The organism is Pseudomonas sp. E315 (genome assembly GCF_055406205.1).
Genome location: NZ_JBUZPJ010000002.1, coordinates 116,152 through 133,319, shown reverse-complemented (window position 1 = coordinate 133,319; position 17,168 = coordinate 116,152). Strand labels below are relative to the sequence as shown.

Annotated in this window: 14 protein-coding genes and 1 pseudogene; 5 read left to right on the top strand and 10 right to left on the bottom strand. The window is 52.6% G+C overall.

Annotation, left to right across the window (positions count from 1 at the left end):
• Positions 1-96 precede the first annotated feature (96 nt).
• Together ACZRJQ_RS03930 and ACZRJQ_RS03925 are read left to right on the top strand one after the other, a co-directional pair.
• Positions 97-1,305: an alpha-xenorhabdolysin family binary toxin subunit A gene (locus tag ACZRJQ_RS03930; protein ID WP_463977111.1), complete on the top strand. Its 1,209-nt coding sequence runs from the start codon at positions 97-99 to the stop codon at positions 1,303-1,305.
• 23 nt (positions 1,306-1,328) lie between these two features.
• Complete coding sequence (locus ACZRJQ_RS03925; protein WP_463977110.1) at positions 1,329-2,339, top strand: alpha-xenorhabdolysin family binary toxin subunit B; 1,011 nt, start codon at positions 1,329-1,331, stop codon at positions 2,337-2,339.
• A 66-nt stretch (positions 2,340-2,405) separates the two neighbouring features.
• Here the strand turns inward: ACZRJQ_RS03925 and ACZRJQ_RS03920 are convergent, their stop codons facing one another.
• The 5 genes from ACZRJQ_RS03920 to ACZRJQ_RS03900 form a co-directional block, all read right to left on the bottom strand.
• Positions 2,406-3,569 (bottom strand): type III PLP-dependent enzyme, encoded by a 1,164-nt coding sequence (locus ACZRJQ_RS03920; RefSeq protein ID WP_463977109.1) that lies wholly within the window; start codon positions 3,567-3,569, stop codon positions 2,406-2,408.
• A gap of 409 nt (positions 3,570-3,978) precedes the next feature.
• On the bottom strand, positions 3,979-5,136 hold the full coding sequence (locus tag ACZRJQ_RS03915; protein ID WP_463977108.1) for an osmoprotectant ABC transporter ATP-binding protein OsmV: 1,158 nt from the start codon (positions 5,134-5,136) through the stop codon (positions 3,979-3,981).
• Complete coding sequence (locus ACZRJQ_RS03910; protein WP_463977107.1) at positions 5,133-5,786, bottom strand: ABC transporter permease; 654 nt, start codon at positions 5,784-5,786, stop codon at positions 5,133-5,135. Before ACZRJQ_RS03910 ends, ACZRJQ_RS03915 begins: the two co-directional genes overlap by 4 nt.
• Positions 5,787-5,800: 14 nt before the next feature.
• Positions 5,801-6,694 (bottom strand): glycine betaine ABC transporter substrate-binding protein, encoded by an 894-nt coding sequence (locus ACZRJQ_RS03905; RefSeq protein ID WP_463977106.1) that lies wholly within the window; start codon positions 6,692-6,694, stop codon positions 5,801-5,803.
• Positions 6,695-6,719: 25 nt separating this feature from the next.
• Complete coding sequence (locus ACZRJQ_RS03900; RefSeq protein ID WP_463977105.1) at positions 6,720-7,436, bottom strand: ABC transporter permease; 717 nt, start codon at positions 7,434-7,436, stop codon at positions 6,720-6,722.
• Positions 7,437-7,774: 338 nt separating this feature from the next.
• Here ACZRJQ_RS03900 and ACZRJQ_RS03895 point away from each other — a divergent pair, with 338 nt between their 5' ends.
• Positions 7,775-9,322 carry a peptide chain release factor 3 gene (locus ACZRJQ_RS03895; RefSeq protein WP_463977104.1) on the top strand — a complete coding sequence of 516 codons (1,548 nt, stop codon included), beginning with the start codon at positions 7,775-7,777 and terminating at the stop codon, positions 9,320-9,322.
• A gap of 260 nt (positions 9,323-9,582) precedes the next feature.
• Here ACZRJQ_RS03895 and proS read toward each other — a convergent pair whose 3' ends face one another.
• Entirely contained in the window at positions 9,583-11,073 is a 1,491-nt protein-coding gene (gene proS / locus ACZRJQ_RS03890; RefSeq protein WP_463977103.1) for a proline--tRNA ligase, read from the bottom strand.
• Between the two features lie 160 nt (positions 11,074-11,233).
• Here proS and prfC point away from each other — a divergent pair.
• Together prfC and ACZRJQ_RS03880 are read left to right on the top strand one after the other, a co-directional pair.
• A pseudogene (prfC, locus tag ACZRJQ_RS03885) lies at positions 11,234-11,722 on the top strand (peptide chain release factor 3); the annotation flags it as partial.
• Positions 11,723-12,274: 552 nt separating this feature from the next.
• A complete protein-coding gene (locus ACZRJQ_RS03880; RefSeq protein ID WP_463977102.1) occupies positions 12,275-12,691 on the top strand; it encodes a hypothetical protein in 417 nt (138 codons plus the stop codon).
• Between the two features lie 525 nt (positions 12,692-13,216).
• On the opposite strand, the gene ACZRJQ_RS03875 is transcribed toward ACZRJQ_RS03880, so the two are convergent.
• The 4 genes from ACZRJQ_RS03875 to ACZRJQ_RS03860 are packed head-to-tail and all read right to left on the bottom strand — an operon-like array spanning position 13,217 to position 17,108.
• Positions 13,217-14,191, bottom strand: a complete 975-nt coding sequence (locus tag ACZRJQ_RS03875) for a peptide ABC transporter ATP-binding protein (RefSeq protein WP_463977101.1) — start codon at positions 14,189-14,191, stop codon at positions 13,217-13,219.
• Positions 14,191-15,159: an ABC transporter ATP-binding protein gene (locus ACZRJQ_RS03870; protein WP_463977100.1), complete on the bottom strand. Its 969-nt coding sequence runs from the start codon at positions 15,157-15,159 to the stop codon at positions 14,191-14,193. Before ACZRJQ_RS03870 ends, ACZRJQ_RS03875 begins: the two co-directional genes overlap by 1 nt.
• Before the next feature lie 10 nt (positions 15,160-15,169).
• Entirely contained in the window at positions 15,170-16,087 is a 918-nt protein-coding gene (locus ACZRJQ_RS03865; RefSeq protein WP_463977099.1) for an ABC transporter permease subunit, read from the bottom strand.
• A 10-nt stretch (positions 16,088-16,097) separates the two neighbouring features.
• Positions 16,098-17,108 carry an ABC transporter permease subunit gene (locus ACZRJQ_RS03860; protein ID WP_463977098.1) on the bottom strand — a complete coding sequence of 337 codons (1,011 nt, stop codon included), beginning with the start codon at positions 17,106-17,108 and terminating at the stop codon, positions 16,098-16,100.
• Between the last annotated feature and the right edge of the window lie 60 nt (positions 17,109-17,168).

Genomic DNA, 17,168 nt, shown 5'->3' with positions numbered 1-17,168 from the left:
ATTCCTACAGCATAAAGTTCTGCTTCCTCGTAGAGTAAGTTTTTATATGTCCTAAGCTTTTAATGGCAGGTATATATATAAATCAAGGAAGATTTTATGAGTGAAGATTTAGTAGAGAGTGAAATAGAAGGCGCCATTTCCGATTTGTCAGTGGTTGAGGCTGCGCAGCTTGTGCCTGAGCAATACTTAGCACTTATTTCAGGAGAGCAAGGTGCTGTGCCCTCACCGGAAGACAGAGTTTTTTTAGTTAGACGCAGTGATATAAAAAACTTACGTAATTATGTACGTGAAGTGCGACTCTTGCCGACGGATTTAAGTGAGGTCGAAGAACAATTAGGGTATACCTTAATTGGGATTTTTGAGCTGGAACCTGCCAGCATTCAACAATTTAATCAGCGTGTTAAGCAACACGCGGGCAGTTGGGATACGCTCGAGAAAGAAACGAAGGAGCTCGCTCGGCAGCTCGATACGTTTGCGCATAAATTTGTCGGCAGCGGAAGTCGCATATTGAATGTTATTGATAGGATTGTCGATGACCGTTTTGTGAGTGGCACGATAAAGGATTTGACAGAAGAAGAGATTGAAGAACTATCGGGCATTGCTGTTAATGAGAGCCAGAAAGAAAGCGTTGAAATCATTCAGGGCTATTTGAGGGAAATGATGGACGTGACAGCGAGTCATGTCAAAAAGACAGCGGATCTTAGTCGTCTGGCAGCTGAGTTTGAGAGGAAGTTGACGGATGAGCTTATTCCGGAAGTTGAATTGAAAGTAAGAGCTTATAAGAAATCAGCACTGAGTGATGACGCAGAAGAACTACTCATTGAACTTGAAGATCTGGATCAACTCATTGAAGGGTTGGCGCAGACGTACAAAACCCAAGTGGGCTATGCATTTACGGGGCTTGTATTCGGCCCGATTGGGCTGGTTATAACTGGGGGAGTATTTGGATGGCAGGCCGAAGATACGCGTGCGACTAAAAACGATGCCATTGCAAGGCGCAAAGAAATCATCAGTAAAATTGACGAAACGAAAGCGATTTTGCTTTTGCTCACATCGGTTAACAGCAGCTTTGTTGATCTGCGAGGCCGTATGCTAGCCGCCGAAGTGGGGGCTAAGCAATTGGCGCAAGTATGGCAGCATATTTATAAGTATTTGGAGGAAACTGCCGATGGTCTTGATGGGGTTGATAACCTCGCTAAGCTGCATAGGTTTGCGTTGGAGTTTTCGTTAGTGCTTGCCCCTTGGGGGAACATAAGAAGTTATGTTGATCAAATATCGTCTGCATTTAATGATGAGATTAAGTAGTTTTTAATTAAAAGGATTTAATGATGGCTACCGTAGTGAAACAAGAGCAGTATCCGCAATTGGACATGGTCGGTGTGCATGCCAGTGTTCGAGCTTTCAATGTTGCGAAAGAAGGACGTGCGTTCAGCTTTATCAGCGGTTTGCAAGAGCGTATTGATAGTGCGAGTCAAAGGATTAGCACCTATACACGTTCTTTGTTAAGTGAGTGTGTTGGCCTTGAAGTTGTCGTGAACAGTGCAGGTTTTACTGAAATACTCAAGCAGTGGTCGGATATTAATACTGGCGCGGGTTTGACGGACGGGGGACGCAGCTCTGCGCTTGAAAATGTAAAGGCTGTGTATGTGGGTAGAGTACGACGGTTGGTTGATGCTACAACGCTATGCAAGTCAAAGATCGCTCCTTTACTGAACGATGTGGCTGCGCTTAATTTGGAGCATTATGCCGACCCCTTAATGAGTTTTGATGCTGATGCACTGGAGCGCCATGAAGCGCTAGCGACTAGGCTGCAGGCCAAGATTGACGAGTTGACAGAAGATAAAAAAATACTGGATTCGGCTATTAAGGCACTGCAATCGAAAACATGGTGGGATCATGTCAAAGGTATTTTGCCAACAGCTGATGAAATCGAAGCAGCGTTAGCAGCCGCCTTGGTAGGTAAGGTGGATGCGGACTTGATTGTGGTTGCTTTGGATCGGGTGACTAAATATATCGACTTTTTTGAAAGTGCTCGTAATTTTTCAGATATGAACAGCGCTAAGGCGCGTATTACCGCTAAATTGAAAGTTGAAATACAGGCACTCAAAGGCAATAAAAAAGAAATCGACGCTTTGACTGACAGGGCTGAAAAAATCAATAGCTACACAGAGTTACTCCAAGGGCGTGATCAGTGGGTAACCACCCTTGACAATATTCGCTCTGCTCTGCAGCAATTTTTGGAGGTGTGCGCGTTGATGGGCGGTGCGACTGATGAAGCCATCAGGCAGGCGCCCAAGCAACAAGCAGATTTTTTAAAGTTTTTACGCTCACTTAATTAATGAGCCATCGGCCAATCATTAAGGTTGGCCTCACCCTCCCATACTTAGGTATGGGAGGGCTGCTACTTATAAATAGAAGGACTTGAGTGGCGGGAAGCCATTGAATTCGACGGCGCTGTAGCTGGTGGTGTAGGCGCCAGTCGAGAGCCAGTACAGGCGATCGCCGATGGCTAAGTTCAGCGGCAGACCGTACTTGTAGTTTTCGTACATGATGTCGGCGCTGTCGCACGTTGGGCCAGCGATGACGACTTCTTCCATCTCACCTTTCTTTTCAGTCCAGATCGGGAACTTGATGGCTTCGTCCATAGTTTCGATCAGGCCCGAGAACTTGCCCACATCGGTATAAACCCAGCGCTCGACAGCGGTGCGCGATTTACGTGCAACCAACACCACTTCACTGACCAGAATCCCGGCGTTGGCAATCAGCGAGCGACCCGGCTCCAGAATGATTTCTGGCAGGTCGTCCCCGAAGTCTTCCTTAAGGAAGCGAATGATCTCTTCGGCGTAGGTCTCAAGACTGTTAGTGCGGGTGATGTAGTTGGCCGGAAAGCCACCCCCCATATTGATCAGCTTAAGGACAATGCCGTCTTCTTCTTTGAGGCGTTCGAAAATCACTTTGACCTTGGCAATTGCCGCGTCCCAAACGCTGATGTCACGCTGCTGCGAACCAACGTGGAACGAAATGCCGTAAGGCACCAAGCCCAAATCGCGAGCCAAAATCAGCAGGTCCATCGCCATGTCAGTCTGGCAGCCGAATTTACGCGACAGAGGCCAATCGGCCGTGGTTGAGCCTTCTGTGAGAATCCGTACATACACTTTGGACCCCGGTGCGGCCTTGGCAATGTTGCGCAAGTCAGCTTCAGAATCGGTCGAGAACAGGCGTACGCCTTTGTCGTAGAAGTAGCGAATGTCTTTGGACTTTTTGATGGTGTTGCCGTAACTGATGCGATCCGGGCTGACGCCGCGATCCATCACTTTGTCCAGCTCGTAGATCGAGGCGATGTCGAAGCTCGAACCCTTGTCGCGCAGCAAATCAATGATTTCGACTGCCGGATTGGCTTTAACCGCGTAATACACCTTGGCGAATTCAAAGCCTGCGCGCAGGTCGTCGTAAGCCTTGCTGATCATGGCAGTGTCGATCACCACAAACGGGGTTTCTTGAGTGTCGGCAAAAGCCTTCATTTTGTTGAAGGTTTCGCGCGCGTAATAGTCTTCGACCTGGATCGACATGCTGGGGACTCCTGATGGCAAACGTCATAAATAAATGGGCGCAACTGAACATCCTCCGTATCCCCACTTTGGTTCGCCTACTTCCCAAGGCATGTCCGCCGAAAGCAAAAAAGGTAAATGGACCTTGCTGTCTCGTCGTCAGTACTTGAGCCGGATGGATCGTTTCCAGCATGGATGTTCGGCGCGAACTGTAGGGGGTGATTGCGCTTTGATCAATAAAAAATGTCGCGTTTTTGCACGATTTCGTCGTGGGTTCAGGGTGGACTATTTAAGTAACCGACCTTGATGACGTTCAGATGTTCCCGCAGGAGGGGATTTGGAGAAAACCGGGGTGGCGCTTACCCGCGCAGGCGCTGACCAAGGCTGCGATGTTTAAAGATCAGAAGATCGCAGCCCTGGTGAGTAGCGTTTAGGCCACAGCTATATCAGCTGGCGAGACAATGCTGGTTTTGGCCCCGCGTGAGCGGCCCGAGCTTAGGTACGCGGCAATTGATTCTTGAGTGACTTCGCCCATAAATACGCGCTCGGCGTCCATCACGGGCAACCACGAACGGTTGAACTCGTACATGCGCGACAACAAGATGCGCAAGTGTTCGTCGGATGCCGCAGTGGCCGTGAACTCACGCAAATACTGGCCGCAAGTGCCACTTTGGCGGTGCAGGTCGCGACGGCGCACGTAGCCCAGCGCTTTGTTGTCGGCGCAGGTGACCACCACATAGCGACGGTCAAGTTCGTCCATCAGTTCCAGTGCTTCTGCCACTGGCGTTTCAGGGCTGACCGATGGCGCGTTGTCGGCAGCATCTTCGGCCTTGACCAGCAGCAGACGCTTGAGGGTGCTGTCTTGGCCCACAAAGTTGCTGACAAAGTCATCTGCCGGATGCGCCAACAGAGTGTCTGGGTGATCCATTTGCAGCAACTTGCCACCGCGGAAAATCGCGATTTTGTCGCCCAGTTTGATGGCCTCGTCGATGTCGTGGCTGACCATGATTACGGTCTTGTTCAATGCGCGTTGCATCTCAAAAAATTCGTTCTGGATCATCTCGCGGTTGATCGGGTCAACGGCGCCGAACGGTTCATCCATCAACAGCAGTGGAGCATCCGCCGCCAATGCGCGAATTACGCCAATACGCTGTTGTTGGCCGCCCGACAGTTCACGCGGGTAGCGATTGAGGTATTGCTTGGGTTCAAGCTTGATCATGCTCATCAGTTCGCGAGCGCGGTCATGGCATTTTTGTTTGTCCCAACCGAGCAGGCGCGGAACGATGGTGATGTTTTCTTCAATGGTCATGTTGGGGAACAGACCAATTTGCTGGATCACATAACCGATGTTGCGACGCAGGGTGACAGGGTCCAGATCGGTGGTGTCTTCGCCGTTGATCAAAATCTTGCCGGAAGTAGGCTTGATCAGGCGGTTGATCATTTTTAGCGTGGTGCTTTTACCGCAACCCGAAGGCCCAAGGAAAACGCAGATCTCGCCTTCGTTGACGGTCAGGTTTACCGAGTCCACGGCTTTTACATCTTTGCCGTTGCTTTGGAAGGTTTTGCTGAGGTTTTGAAGTTCGATCATTTGAGTAATCCTTTTGGAGTCAGTGTGCGTTGCAACCATTGCAAAAGCAGGTCTGCGAAGATGGCCAGAAGGCTGACCAGTACCGCGCCAACGATCAGCATCGACATATCGCTACGACTGATTGCAGCCAGAATAAGTACACCCAGACCGCCAGCACCGATGGTGGCGGCGATGGTCATTACACCAATGTTCATGACGACGGCGGTGCGCACACCGGCCAGAATCACGGGCACTGCAATAGGCAGTTCAACCATGCGCAGGCGCTGGCTGAAGGTCATGCCGATACCGCGTGCGGCTTCGCGAATACCGGGCTCCACGCCGGTGAGGGCCAGAAAGGTATTGCGCATGATGGGCAGCAGCGAATACAAAAACACCGCTGTAATCGCTGGCATCGGGCCAAGGCCCTGACCGAACTTGGAGTAGAACGGCAGCAGCAGGCCAAACAAGGCGATGGACGGGATGGTCAGCAGCACCGTGGCGCTGGCTTGCATGGGGCCTGCCAGTGATGGGAAGCGGGTCATCAACACGCCTAACGGCACGCCAACCACGATGGCCAGTGTTACAGCGATGCCAACCAGCATGATGTGCTGCCAAGTCAGGTGTAAAACCTGCGACCAGTCCATATGGGAAAAGGCGTTAAGAAATTCCATGTCTTCTCCTCGATTCAGTTCAGTGGATGCTGGCGCAAAAACGCTGCGGCCACCGTCGATGGGCTTTCGTGGTTGACGTCCACCCGTGCGTTGAGCTGGCGCATAGTTTCGTCGTCAAACAGATCAGCCAGCGGTTTGAGCAAGCCTTCCAGATCCGGGTGCTTGTCCAGATAGGCTTTGCTCACGACCGGAGCGGCGGTGTAGTCCGGGAAGTAGTGCTTGTCGTCGTCGAGCAACTTGAGGTTGAACGCGCTCAAACGACCGTCGGTGGTGTAAACCAAACCGGCAAACACTTGGCCATTTTTCAAGGCGGTGTAGACCAGCCCTGAGTCCATTTGGCGGATGTTTTTGCGACCCAGATCCATGTCGTACAGCTCGACCATGCCCAGCAAGCCGTCAGACCGATTAGCAAATTCGGTATCCAGTGCCACCAGCGGTTTTTCGTCCGCTAGCTCGCGCAGCACCTTGTCCAGATCGCTGATGCTGTTGATGTGCGGGTATTGCTGCGCCACGTTTTGTGGCAACGCCAACGCGTAGGTGTTACTGAACTTGGATGGGTGCAGCCAGACCAGTCCCTTTTTTGCGTCGAGTTCTTTAACCCGGTCGTAGGATTGTTGGCTGTCGAGTTTGTCGGTGACGTGGTTGTAAGCCACCAGCGAGACACCGGTGTATTCCCACACCATGTCCAGCTGCCCCGACTCAAGGGCCGAGCGAGCCAAACTGCTGCCCAGCCCACCCGTTACCTGAGCGTTGTAGCCCTTGCTATTGAGGTATTGCGAGGTGATTTCGGCGAGCAAGGTTTGCTCGGTGAACACTCGCGCACCAATGCGGATCAAGGGTTTTTCAGCGGCTTGAACAATTCCTGCACACAGCAGGATGCAGCCTAAAAACAAGCTTATTTTTCTCATGGGTATTCCTTTGCTCAGCCAGACCTTAAACAGGTCGCAGACCGCGTTCCAACCAGAGGCGGCTGATGAGTATCACCAGACCGTCGAGCAGCAAAGCCAGCAGTGCAGTGCAAGCCGCGCCGAGGATCAGTTGCGGCTGATTGTTAAGGGCGATGCCGGGGAAAATCAGGCTGCCCAAGCTGTTGGCTCCAATCAGGAACGCCAACGGTGCAGTACCAACGTTGATCGCCAGTGCAACCCGAACGCCACCCATAATGATGGGCACAGCATTAGGCAACTCTACTCGCCACAGCACTTGGCGCGGGGTCATGCCAATGCCAACGGCTGCTTCTTTGAGTGAGCCCTGAACGTTTTTCAGGCCTTCGTAGGTGTTGCGCACAATGGGCAGCAACGAGGCGAGAAACAGAGCGAAGATGGCCGGGCCACTGCCGATACCCAGAAAGCCCAGCGCAATAGCCAATACGGCCAGCGGTGGCACGGTGTTACCGATGTTGAAGATTTGCATGAAGCGTTCCGCACGTCCGACCATGTTAGGTCGGCTGAGGAAAATGCCAGCGGGTATCCCTATTAAGAGGGCGGCGAGCATTGAAACGAGTACGAGGTACAGATGGGCTTGCAGGTAGAACAACAGATCATCTTGATAGTGTTCGATAGTGCTGATGCCGATCCAATGGACCAACAGGGCCAGGAGGGCGACAGCTGCCGCGCATCCTATAAGCCCTTTTCCATAGCGATTAGCCACAGGCGGACTCCTTTTTTTCAGTCGGCGAGCACATCGTCGTGTGGCAAAGCCATTCCTGGCTGCCGACAATGTGTTCGCGAAGAGCAACAGGCGGGGCGCAAAAGGCACCCAAATTACCTGTCATAAGCGCAGCCTCGTCAGGCTAACTTGCTGATATTTCAGCCCCTGACGGTTTGTCGTGTCAGGAGAGTGGACGCCTCCACTGCTTAAAAGGTTCACATTTTTTACGGCATATTGCCACCCTTGTGGTCAGAGCAAGGGTTCCAACGGTGGCTGCGCAAGCTGAATTTGGGCTATAATCCGCGCCCTTTTTTGAATCAAACGTCAGGCGATTTCCCATGACCAACCAGGCCGCCGAAGTCGCGAAACGACGCACTTTCGCCATTATTTCCCACCCCGATGCGGGTAAAACCACCATCACCGAAAAGCTCTTGCTGATGGGTAAGGCGATTGCTGTCGCCGGTACGGTGAAATCGCGAAAGTCCGACCGCCATGCCACCTCCGACTGGATGGAAATGGAAAAACAACGGGGTATTTCGATTACCACGTCGGTCATGCAGTTCCCGTATCGCGACCACATGATCAACCTGCTCGACACCCCGGGCCACGAAGACTTCTCGGAAGATACCTACCGCACGCTGACTGCGGTCGACTCGGCCCTGATGGTGCTCGATGGTGGTAAAGGCGTTGAGCCACGGACCATCGCCCTGATGGACGTTTGTCGTCTGCGTGACACGCCCATTGTCAGCTTCATCAACAAACTCGACCGTGACATTCGTGACCCGATTGAGTTGCTGGACGAGATCGAGGCCGTTCTAAAAATCAAGGCCGCGCCGATCACTTGGCCAATTGGCTGCTACCGCGACTTCAAGGGTGTTTATCACCTGGCGGATGACTACATCATTGTGTACACAGCCGGTCACGGCCATGAGCGTACAGACGTCAAAATCATCGAAAAGCTCGACTCCGACGAAGCTCGCGCGCACTTGGGCGACGAGTACGATCGCTTTGTCGATCAGTTGGAACTGGTTCAAGGGGCTTGCCATGAATTCAACCAGCAAGAGTTTTTGGATGGTCAACTGACACCAGTTTTCTTCGGTACTGCGCTGGGCAACTTTGGTGTCGATCATGTGCTTGATGCCGTCGTCAACTGGGCGCCCAAGCCTTTGGCCCGGGTTGCCAACGAGCGTACTGTTGAGCCGGTTGAAGAGAAATTCACCGGTTTCGTGTTCAAGATTCAGGCGAACATGGACCCAAAACACCGTGACCGTATTGCTTTTATGCGCATTTGCTCAGGCAAGTACGAAAAGGGCATGAAAATGCGCCACGTACGTACCGGTAAAGACGTGCGCATCGGCGACGCATTGACGTTCTTCTCCTCGGAGCGAGAGCAACTGGAAGAGGCCTTTGCAGGCGACATCATCGGCTTGCACAACCACGGCACGATCCAGATTGGTGACACCTTTACCGAAGGCGAAAGCCTGAGCTTCACCGGCATCCCGCACTTTGCGCCTGAGCTGTTCCGTCGTGTGCGCCTGCGCGACCCGCTCAAGTCCAAACAATTGCGTCAGGGCTTGCAGCAATTGGTCGAAGAAGGCGCTACGCAAGTGTTCTTCCCGGAACGCAGCAACGACGTCGTCGCCAGCCGTTTGAAAGAAGAATACAAAGTGGAATGTTCTTACGAGCCGATCACCGTGTGGTCTGCGCGTTGGATTGATTGCAGCGATAAGAAGAAGCTCGAAGAGTTCCAGATCAAAGCCGTGGAAAACTTGGCGGTTGATGGTGGTGGTCACCTGACCTACCTGGCCCCGACGCGGGTTAACCTGGCGTTGATGGAAGAGCGCTGGCCCGATGTGAAGTTCCGCGCAACGCGTGAGCATCACTAAGGGCGCAGGCCGTTGGTAAAAAAAGCGAAGCCCTTGGGCTTCGCTTTTTTTTGGTGCTAGGCACGGGGCGTAGATCCGTGATCTGACGCTGTTGGACTCACTGTGGTGGTGAGTTGGACAAATGGTCCTCTACACATCCGGCAAGAGGAAGTGTTAGCCGGAGGCAAGGGGGCGTGGGTGACTGCGAATCTGAAGGAAGCCCGAAGCAAAATGCTGGCCTGGCGAATAAGAAGCGAATAGAGGCTGGTAGTGATCAGGGATCAATATGACTTTGCATACAGGGCCCAAGACTTGGTGGGTTGACCTGTAAATAAACAGATGGCTGCGACTTTGGGTTGAGCGAGTGGAATACATCGAACGGTTACACCTAGTTCACTGATGGTTTTTTTGACACTCTCATTGTCAAGGAAGGGGGCTATAACGAATGTATCGAGTTTGTCCTTGCGCTGAAAGGCCTGCTTGAAGTTGGCAAGAGTAGTAACTGTTTTTGTATTTTCCGATAGTTTTCTTCGGGCACTTTCAAGCATGCCTGTCTGAATAGACTGTAGGGTTTTTGGCAGGTTTTTAACGAAGCTATTTATCTCTATTGTTAACGTGCTCTTGCTGTTATCTCTGCAGGAGTAAGAAACCATGTTCTGTTCCAGCTCCTTTATTCCAATTTCGACCCGAACAGGCACGCCGCGTTTGACGTGGTACCATTTTTTTTCGCCGCTGTTTATCTCCCGTTTATCAATATTGGCACGCAGGTTTTGTCCCTTCAGTTTTTTCCGGGATATCTGCTTTTTCAGATTGTCGCAGTAGGCATAGATGGCTTCGGCGTCCTGTTCGTTTCGCACGATCGGAACAATGATGATCTGCGTTGGAGCAACCAGCGGTGGAATCACCAGTCCATCATCATCACCATGGGCCATGATCATGGCACCAATCAAACGCGTGGAAACGCCCCATGAAGTGGTCCAGGCTAGCTCTTTTACCCCTTCCTTGTTCACGAAGCGGATGTCTGAAGCTTGGGCGAAGCTCTGCCCCAGAAAGTGTGAAGTCCCGGCCTGCAGGGCCTTGCCGTCCTGCATCATTGCCTCGATGGTATAGGTGCTGACGGCGCCCGGAAAACGTTCCCATGAGCACTTTTTACCCTTGATTACTGGTATGGCCAAGTGCTCAACAGTAAAACGCTCATAGATATCCAGCATCTTCAGCGTCTCGTCCAAGGCCTCGTCACTGGAGTCGTGAGCGGTGTGGCCTTCCTGCCACAGGAACTCCGAAGTGCGCAGGAAGATCCTTGGGCGCATTTCCCAGCGCAGTACGTTAGCCCACTGGTTGATGAGTAGCGGCAGGTCCCGATAACTTTTAACCCATCGCGAAAAGGAGGCGCCGACCACCGTTTCGCTGGTAGGCCTGATAATCAAAGGCTCTTCCAGCTCGCCTGCGGGAGTGAGTTTTCCATCTGAAGTCTGTTCAAGACGATGATGTGTTACCACTGCGCACTCTTTGGCAAAGCCATCGACATGTTCGGCTTCTTTTTGAAAGAAGGACAGCGGGATTAAGAGTGGGAAATATGCGTTTGTATGCCCAGTGTCTTTGAATTTTTGATCAAGCTCTCGTTGGATCTGTTCCCATATGCCATAGCCCCAAGGACGGATGACCATGCAACCTCTAATGGAAGAATTCTCAGCTATCTCTGACTCGCGGATGACCTGTTGATACCACTCAGGGAAATTTTCATTTCTTGTCGGTGATATTGCATTTTTCATAATGCCTCGGGCCTTGTGAAGGCTATGTGTGATTTTGGAGTTGGTGTTGGCTAAATATATGTATATTTTTTGAAGTCTGAAATTTCAAGAACTCATATTTTTTGTTTGATATTTCGGAAATCTTCTTCAGATAAATCTATATTTCTTAAGGTCATTTGAATTTTCTTACGTGAGGCTTGAGCGCCATGCCGCCTTCGCCGTTGATATCATGGGCCTGCACAACCACGGCACGATCCTGATCGGCGACACCTTCACCGGCATCCCGCACTTTGCGCCTGAGCTGTTCCGTCGTGTGCGCCTGCGCGACCCGCTCAAGTCCAAACAATTGCGTCAGGGCTTGCAGCAATTGGTCGAAGAAGGCGCTACGCAAGTGTTCTTCCCGGAACGCAGCAACGACGTCGTCGCCAGCCGTTTGAAAGAAGAATACAAAGTGGAATGTTCTTACGAGCCGATCACCGTGTGGTCTGCGCGTTGGATTGATTGCAGCGATAAGAAGAAGCTCGAAGAGTTCCAGATCAAAGCCGTGGAAAACTTGGCGGTTGATGGCGGTGGTCACCTGACATACCTGGCCCCGAGGCGGGTTAACTTGGCGTTGATGGAAGAGCGCTGGCCCGATGTGAAGTTCCGCGCAACGCGTGAGCATCACTAAGCACTAAAGTGTCTGGTTTAAAAAAGCGAAGCCCAAGGGCTTCGCTTTTTTTTGTTTATTGGAAAGTGATTGCAGTGAAGTTGCGGTAAATAAGAGTGTAGGAAGTATGAGGTTGTGAGACTGGACGTTTTGGGTTTTGTCCAGTTTGGCAGCCGAGAAGTATATGAATCACAAATATAACGCTCGATTAGAAATTTATTCTTGCTAGCCCATAGTTCAGGTTTGCGTAACGCGTTAGCAGTTTTATATACCTCGCTAGGTGGAGGTTTCACTGTCATGTCGTTTTTTGCGCATGCCTATGTGCATACGATTTAGGGGTTCTCAAATTAATGTGGCTTTAGGTGCTGTTTGTTGAAGGGGATGTGCATTTCTAGTTACCCCTGTGTGTAAGTTTTTTATTGTTTTTGTTTGTTCGTAACTTTTTGTAATTTTGGTTTGTTGGCCGGTTGAAGATGTTCTATGTTTTTTATACGGGCGATTCATGAGTCGTCCGAATAATTTAACTATTGCTGCTCATGGATGATGAGTGGTTAGCACTTAAGGATGAATGCAATGAATGATGTGAAGGAAGGAAAACCGAAGCGCATGTTGGCGGTGAGTGAACTGGCCGAGGCCGAATTAACTGATGTTACTTCTGATATGGAGATGCCGGAACCCGTTGTCGGCCCTGTGCGAAAAGTTGTTAAGCCGCCGATTAAAGTTGTCCCCCCTTCCAAAAAAGATCCTGTCAAAGAGGCTGGTGGGAAAAAACCGCCAAAGAAAGAGGGTACTACCGCTCCCGGCTCTACGGGCGGCGTCAAAAAAGTGATATCTACGGCTAATCGCTTTGTCCTCGAAAATTTTGTGGCGCCTTTGGCCGTGGGTTATGCCTTGAATGTATTAACCGGGGAACAACGACTGGTTCATCCACAAGGCAGTCAGTCAAATCCTGACGGAACTGTGGCATATCCAAAATGGTTCGGTGGCTAATCCTGATAATACAATCACACACACGGATGGCAGCGTTACTGAAGCGGATGGTAAAACTGTAACTTATCCAGATGGTAGGACATTCAACTTAAGTACTGGGTTGATGACATTTACTGATGGGACAACGGCTCAGGGTGTCAAACAAGGTGGTGAGTGGTTGTTTCCTGCTGATGAGTAATGCCGATTATTTGTCTATTGGGATTTGAGTCAGTTGCTTGAGTATTGTTTTTCAATGGTTTAACTAATCTTGCTTACATAAGATACCTGTTATGAGCCTCCTCAATTGAGTTGGGCTGGCTATGTAAATAATTCGACGTATTGTGGTAGGGCTAAAGTGTTGATTTTGCTGATGCTGAGTGTGTCGACGTCATGAGTTTTTGTAGGGGTTGCTTCGGGGGGGTAACTTTTTAACATCAAAAAATCGCAGCCTGCGGCAGCTCCTACGGGGTCGGCAAATCATATTTGGCGGTTAATGCAGCCTTCGGACATGCTCCTGTAGGAGCAGTCGAAGGCTGCGATCTTTTTTTAAACGCTTAAAAACTGCTCGGCGTGATGGCAGGCTACTTGGCGATTGTCGAGCACGCGCAAGGCTGGCTCTTCGGTGCTGCACAGTTCAGTCGCATAAGGGCAGCGCTTGTGGAAGGCGCAGCCCGAAGGTGGGTTCAGCGGGTTGGGCAGCTCACCGACGATTTTGATTTTTGGTTTAAGCGGATCCGGGTGAATGGTTGGAGTCGCTGACAGCAGCGCTTGAGTGTAAGGGTGCAGTGGACGGGTGTAGATCTCCTCTTTGGGGCCCATTTCCACCGGACGTCCTAGGTACATCACCAGCACCGTATCGGCCACATGTCGCACGACGGCCAAGTTGTGCGAAATGAAGACGTAAGCCGTGTTGAACTCTTGCTGCAAGTCCATGAACAGGTTGAGGACCTGCGCCTGAATTGAAACGTCGAGGGCAGAGGTGGGTTCGTCTGCAACCAGCACTTTAGGTTGCAGCATCATGGCGCGGGCGAGGGCAATGCGTTGGCGCTGACCGCCTGAAAACATGTGCGGGTAGCGCTGATAATGCTCGGGGCGCAAACCCACTTGCTTCATCATGGCTTGCACTTTTTCACGGCGTTCGCTGGCACTCAGCTGGGTGTTGATCAGCAATGGCTCTGCCAACTGGTCGCCGACTTTTTGCCGAGGGTTGAGCGACGCATAAGGGCTTTGAAATACCATTTGCACGTCTTTGCGCAGTTGCTTGCGCTCAGCCTTATTGGCCCCTGCAACTTCTTGGCCGGCAATTTTCAGAGAGCCCGAAGATGGTTCTTCGATCAAGGTCAGTGCGCGTGCCAATGTGGACTTGCCACACCCTGACTCACCCACCACGGCGAGCGTCTTGCCTGCTTCAAGCTCAAACGAAACGCCGTTCAGGGCGCGTACCAAGGCATGGCCTTTGAACAGGCCGCGGGACACTTCGTAATGACGGGTTAGGTCACGGGCGGTAAGAACAACAGTCATTACGCCACCTCCTGATTCAAGGGGAAGAAGCAGCGCACCTGGCTGTGAGCTTTAGTCTCAAGCGCAGGACGTTGTTGGCGGCAGGTGTCCTGCACATACGGACAACGCGGCGACAGCAGGCAGCCGTCTGGGCGGTCATAGCGCCCAGGTACGATGCCGGGCAAGGTCGCCAAGCGAGCGGCCCCCATGCTGTGCTCCGGGATGGCGGCCAGTAGTGCTTCGCTGTAGGGGTGCGCAGGCACGTCGAACAGCCCCGGAACATGACCCACTTCTACGGCTTGGCCTGCATACATTACGCACACCCGTTGTGCGGTTTCAGCCACTACAGCTAAGTCGTGGGTGATCAGCACCAAGCCCATGTTTTGCTCGCGTTGCAGGTTGAGCAGCAAGTCCATGATCTGGGCTTGAATGGTCACGTCGAGCGCGGTGGTGGGTTCGTCGGCAATCAGTAATTTAGGTTCGCCTGCAATTGCCATCGCAATGGCAACTCGCTGGCTCATGCCGCCCGACAGTTGGTGCGGATAGGCGTCCATACGGCTAGCTGCGCCGGGGATTTCGACTTTTTCCAGCAGCTCGATTGCGCGTTTGCGGGCGGCCTTGCCGGACATTTTTAGATGCAGGCGCAACACTTCCTCAATCTGAAAACCCACGGTGTAGCTGGGGTTCAGTGCGGTCATGGGGTCTTGGAAGACCATCGCCATGTCTTTGCCGACGATTTGTCTGCGTTGGCGGGCGCTGAGGGTCAGCATGTTTTTGTCGTCGAAGTTCAGTGCATCAGCCGTCACGATGCCGGGGTGCTCGATGAGCCCCATCAGCGCCATCATGGTGACCGATTTGCCTGAGCCTGACTCGCCAACGATTGCAAGCACTTCGCCTTTGTCGACTGACAAGCTGAGCCCATCAACCACCGGGACTGCCTTGGCGTCGCCAAAACGAACGTTGAGATTCTTGATTTCTAAAAGTGACATGCGAACCTCCTCAGGCGGCGTTTTTGAGTTTCGGGTCTAGCGCATCGCGCAGACCGTCGCCCATCAGGTTGATTGCCAGCACGCTGAGCAAAATAGTCAAACCGGGCAGGCTGACGACCCACCATGCACGTTCGATGTAGTCGCGTGCAGAGGCCAGCATGGTGCCCCACTCAGGGGTTGGCGGTTGCACGCCCAGCCCAAGAAAACCCAAGGCTGCGGCATCCAGAATCGCCGAGGAGAAACTCAATGTGGCCTGAACGATCAGCGGCGCCATGCAGTTAGGCAGCACGGTGATGAACATCAGGCGCGGTAAGCTGGCACCTGCCAGTCGAGCAGCGGTGACGTAGTCGCGGTTCAATTCGCCCATGACCGCAGCGCGGGTGAGGCGCACGTATGAAGGCAATGAAACCACGGCAATAGCGATGACGGTGTTGATCAGGCCTGGGCCGAGGATGGCAACAATGGCGACGGCCAGCAGCAACGAAGGCAGGGCCAGCATGATGTCCATCAGGCGCATGATGCCGGGGCCGAGGATGCGCGGGAAGAACCCGGCGAACAGGCCCAAAATCACGCCCGGAATCAGCGAAATCACTACGGACGACAAACCGATCAGCAGCGACAGGCGTGAGCCTTCAATCAGGCGTGACAGCAGGTCACGGCCCAGTTCGTCTGTGCCGAGCAAAAACTGCATTTGTCCGCCTTCAAGCCACGCGGGTGGGGTCAGCAGGAAGTCACGGTATTGCTCGCTCGGGTTATGGGGTGCGACCCACGGGGCGAAAATCGCGCAGAACACGATGATGCTCATGAAGATCAGGCCGGCAACGGCACCTTTGTTTTTAGCGAAGGCGTGCCAGAACTCTTTGTAGGGCGATGGATAAAGCAGGCTTTGATCCACGGCAGTAGCAGTAGCAGGTGTTGGTGTGGTCATGGTCAGGATCTCAGCGCTGGTGACGGATGCGTGGGTTGGCAAAGCCGTAGAGGATGTCGACTACGAAGTTGACCAAGATCACCAGGCAGGCGATTAGCAGGATGCCGTTTTGCACCACGGGATAATCCCGGGCGCCAATGGCTTCAATCAACCATTTGCCAATGCCGGGCCACGAGAAGATGGTTTCTGTCAGCACAGCTCCGGCCAGCAGCGTGCCGACTTGCAGGCCAACCACGGTCAGTACCGGGATCAGTGCGTTGCGCAGGCCATGAACAAACACTACGCGTGCCGGTGACAGGCCTTTGGCGCGAGCTGTGCGGATGTAATCTTCGCGCAGCACTTCGAGCATGGAGGAGCGGGTCATGCGTGCGATCACGGCCAGTGGAATGGTGCCCAGCACGATAGCGGGCAAGATCATGTGGTGCAGCGCGTCCCAAAAGGCCTCGGGCTCATCGCTCAGCAAAGTGTCGATCAGCATGAAGCCGGTTTTGGGCTCGATGTCGTACAGCAAATCGATGCGCCCCGAAACAGGGGTCCAGCCCAGGCTTACCGAGAAAAACATGATCAGAATCAGGCCCCACCAGAAGATGGGCATTGAATACCCCGCCAGTGAGATTCCCATCACGCCATGATCGAATAATGAGCCTCGCTTTAACGCGGCGATAACCCCGGCCAATAACCCGAGGATGCCTGCGAATAACAACGCGGCCATCGACAACTCAAGGGTGGCGGGAAACAGCGCAGTAAATTCGGTCCATACGCTTTCACGCGTTCTCAACGATTCGCCCAAGTCGCCGTGAGCGAGCTTGCCGATGTAGTCGAAATACTGGGCATACAGCGGCTTGTTCAGGCCCAGACGCTCCATGGCCTGAGCGTGCATCTCAGGGTCGACTCGACGTTCACCCATCATGACTTCGACCGGGTCGCCAGGGATCATGCGAATCAGGGCGAAAGTCAGCAAGGTGATGCCGAAGAACGTAGGGATCAACAGCCCTATTCGGCGGGCAATAAAACTAAACATCGTGCGGTGTACCTCATCAGCCGGTTAGGCAAGTCCGCCAACGCTGCGGTGAGCGCTGGC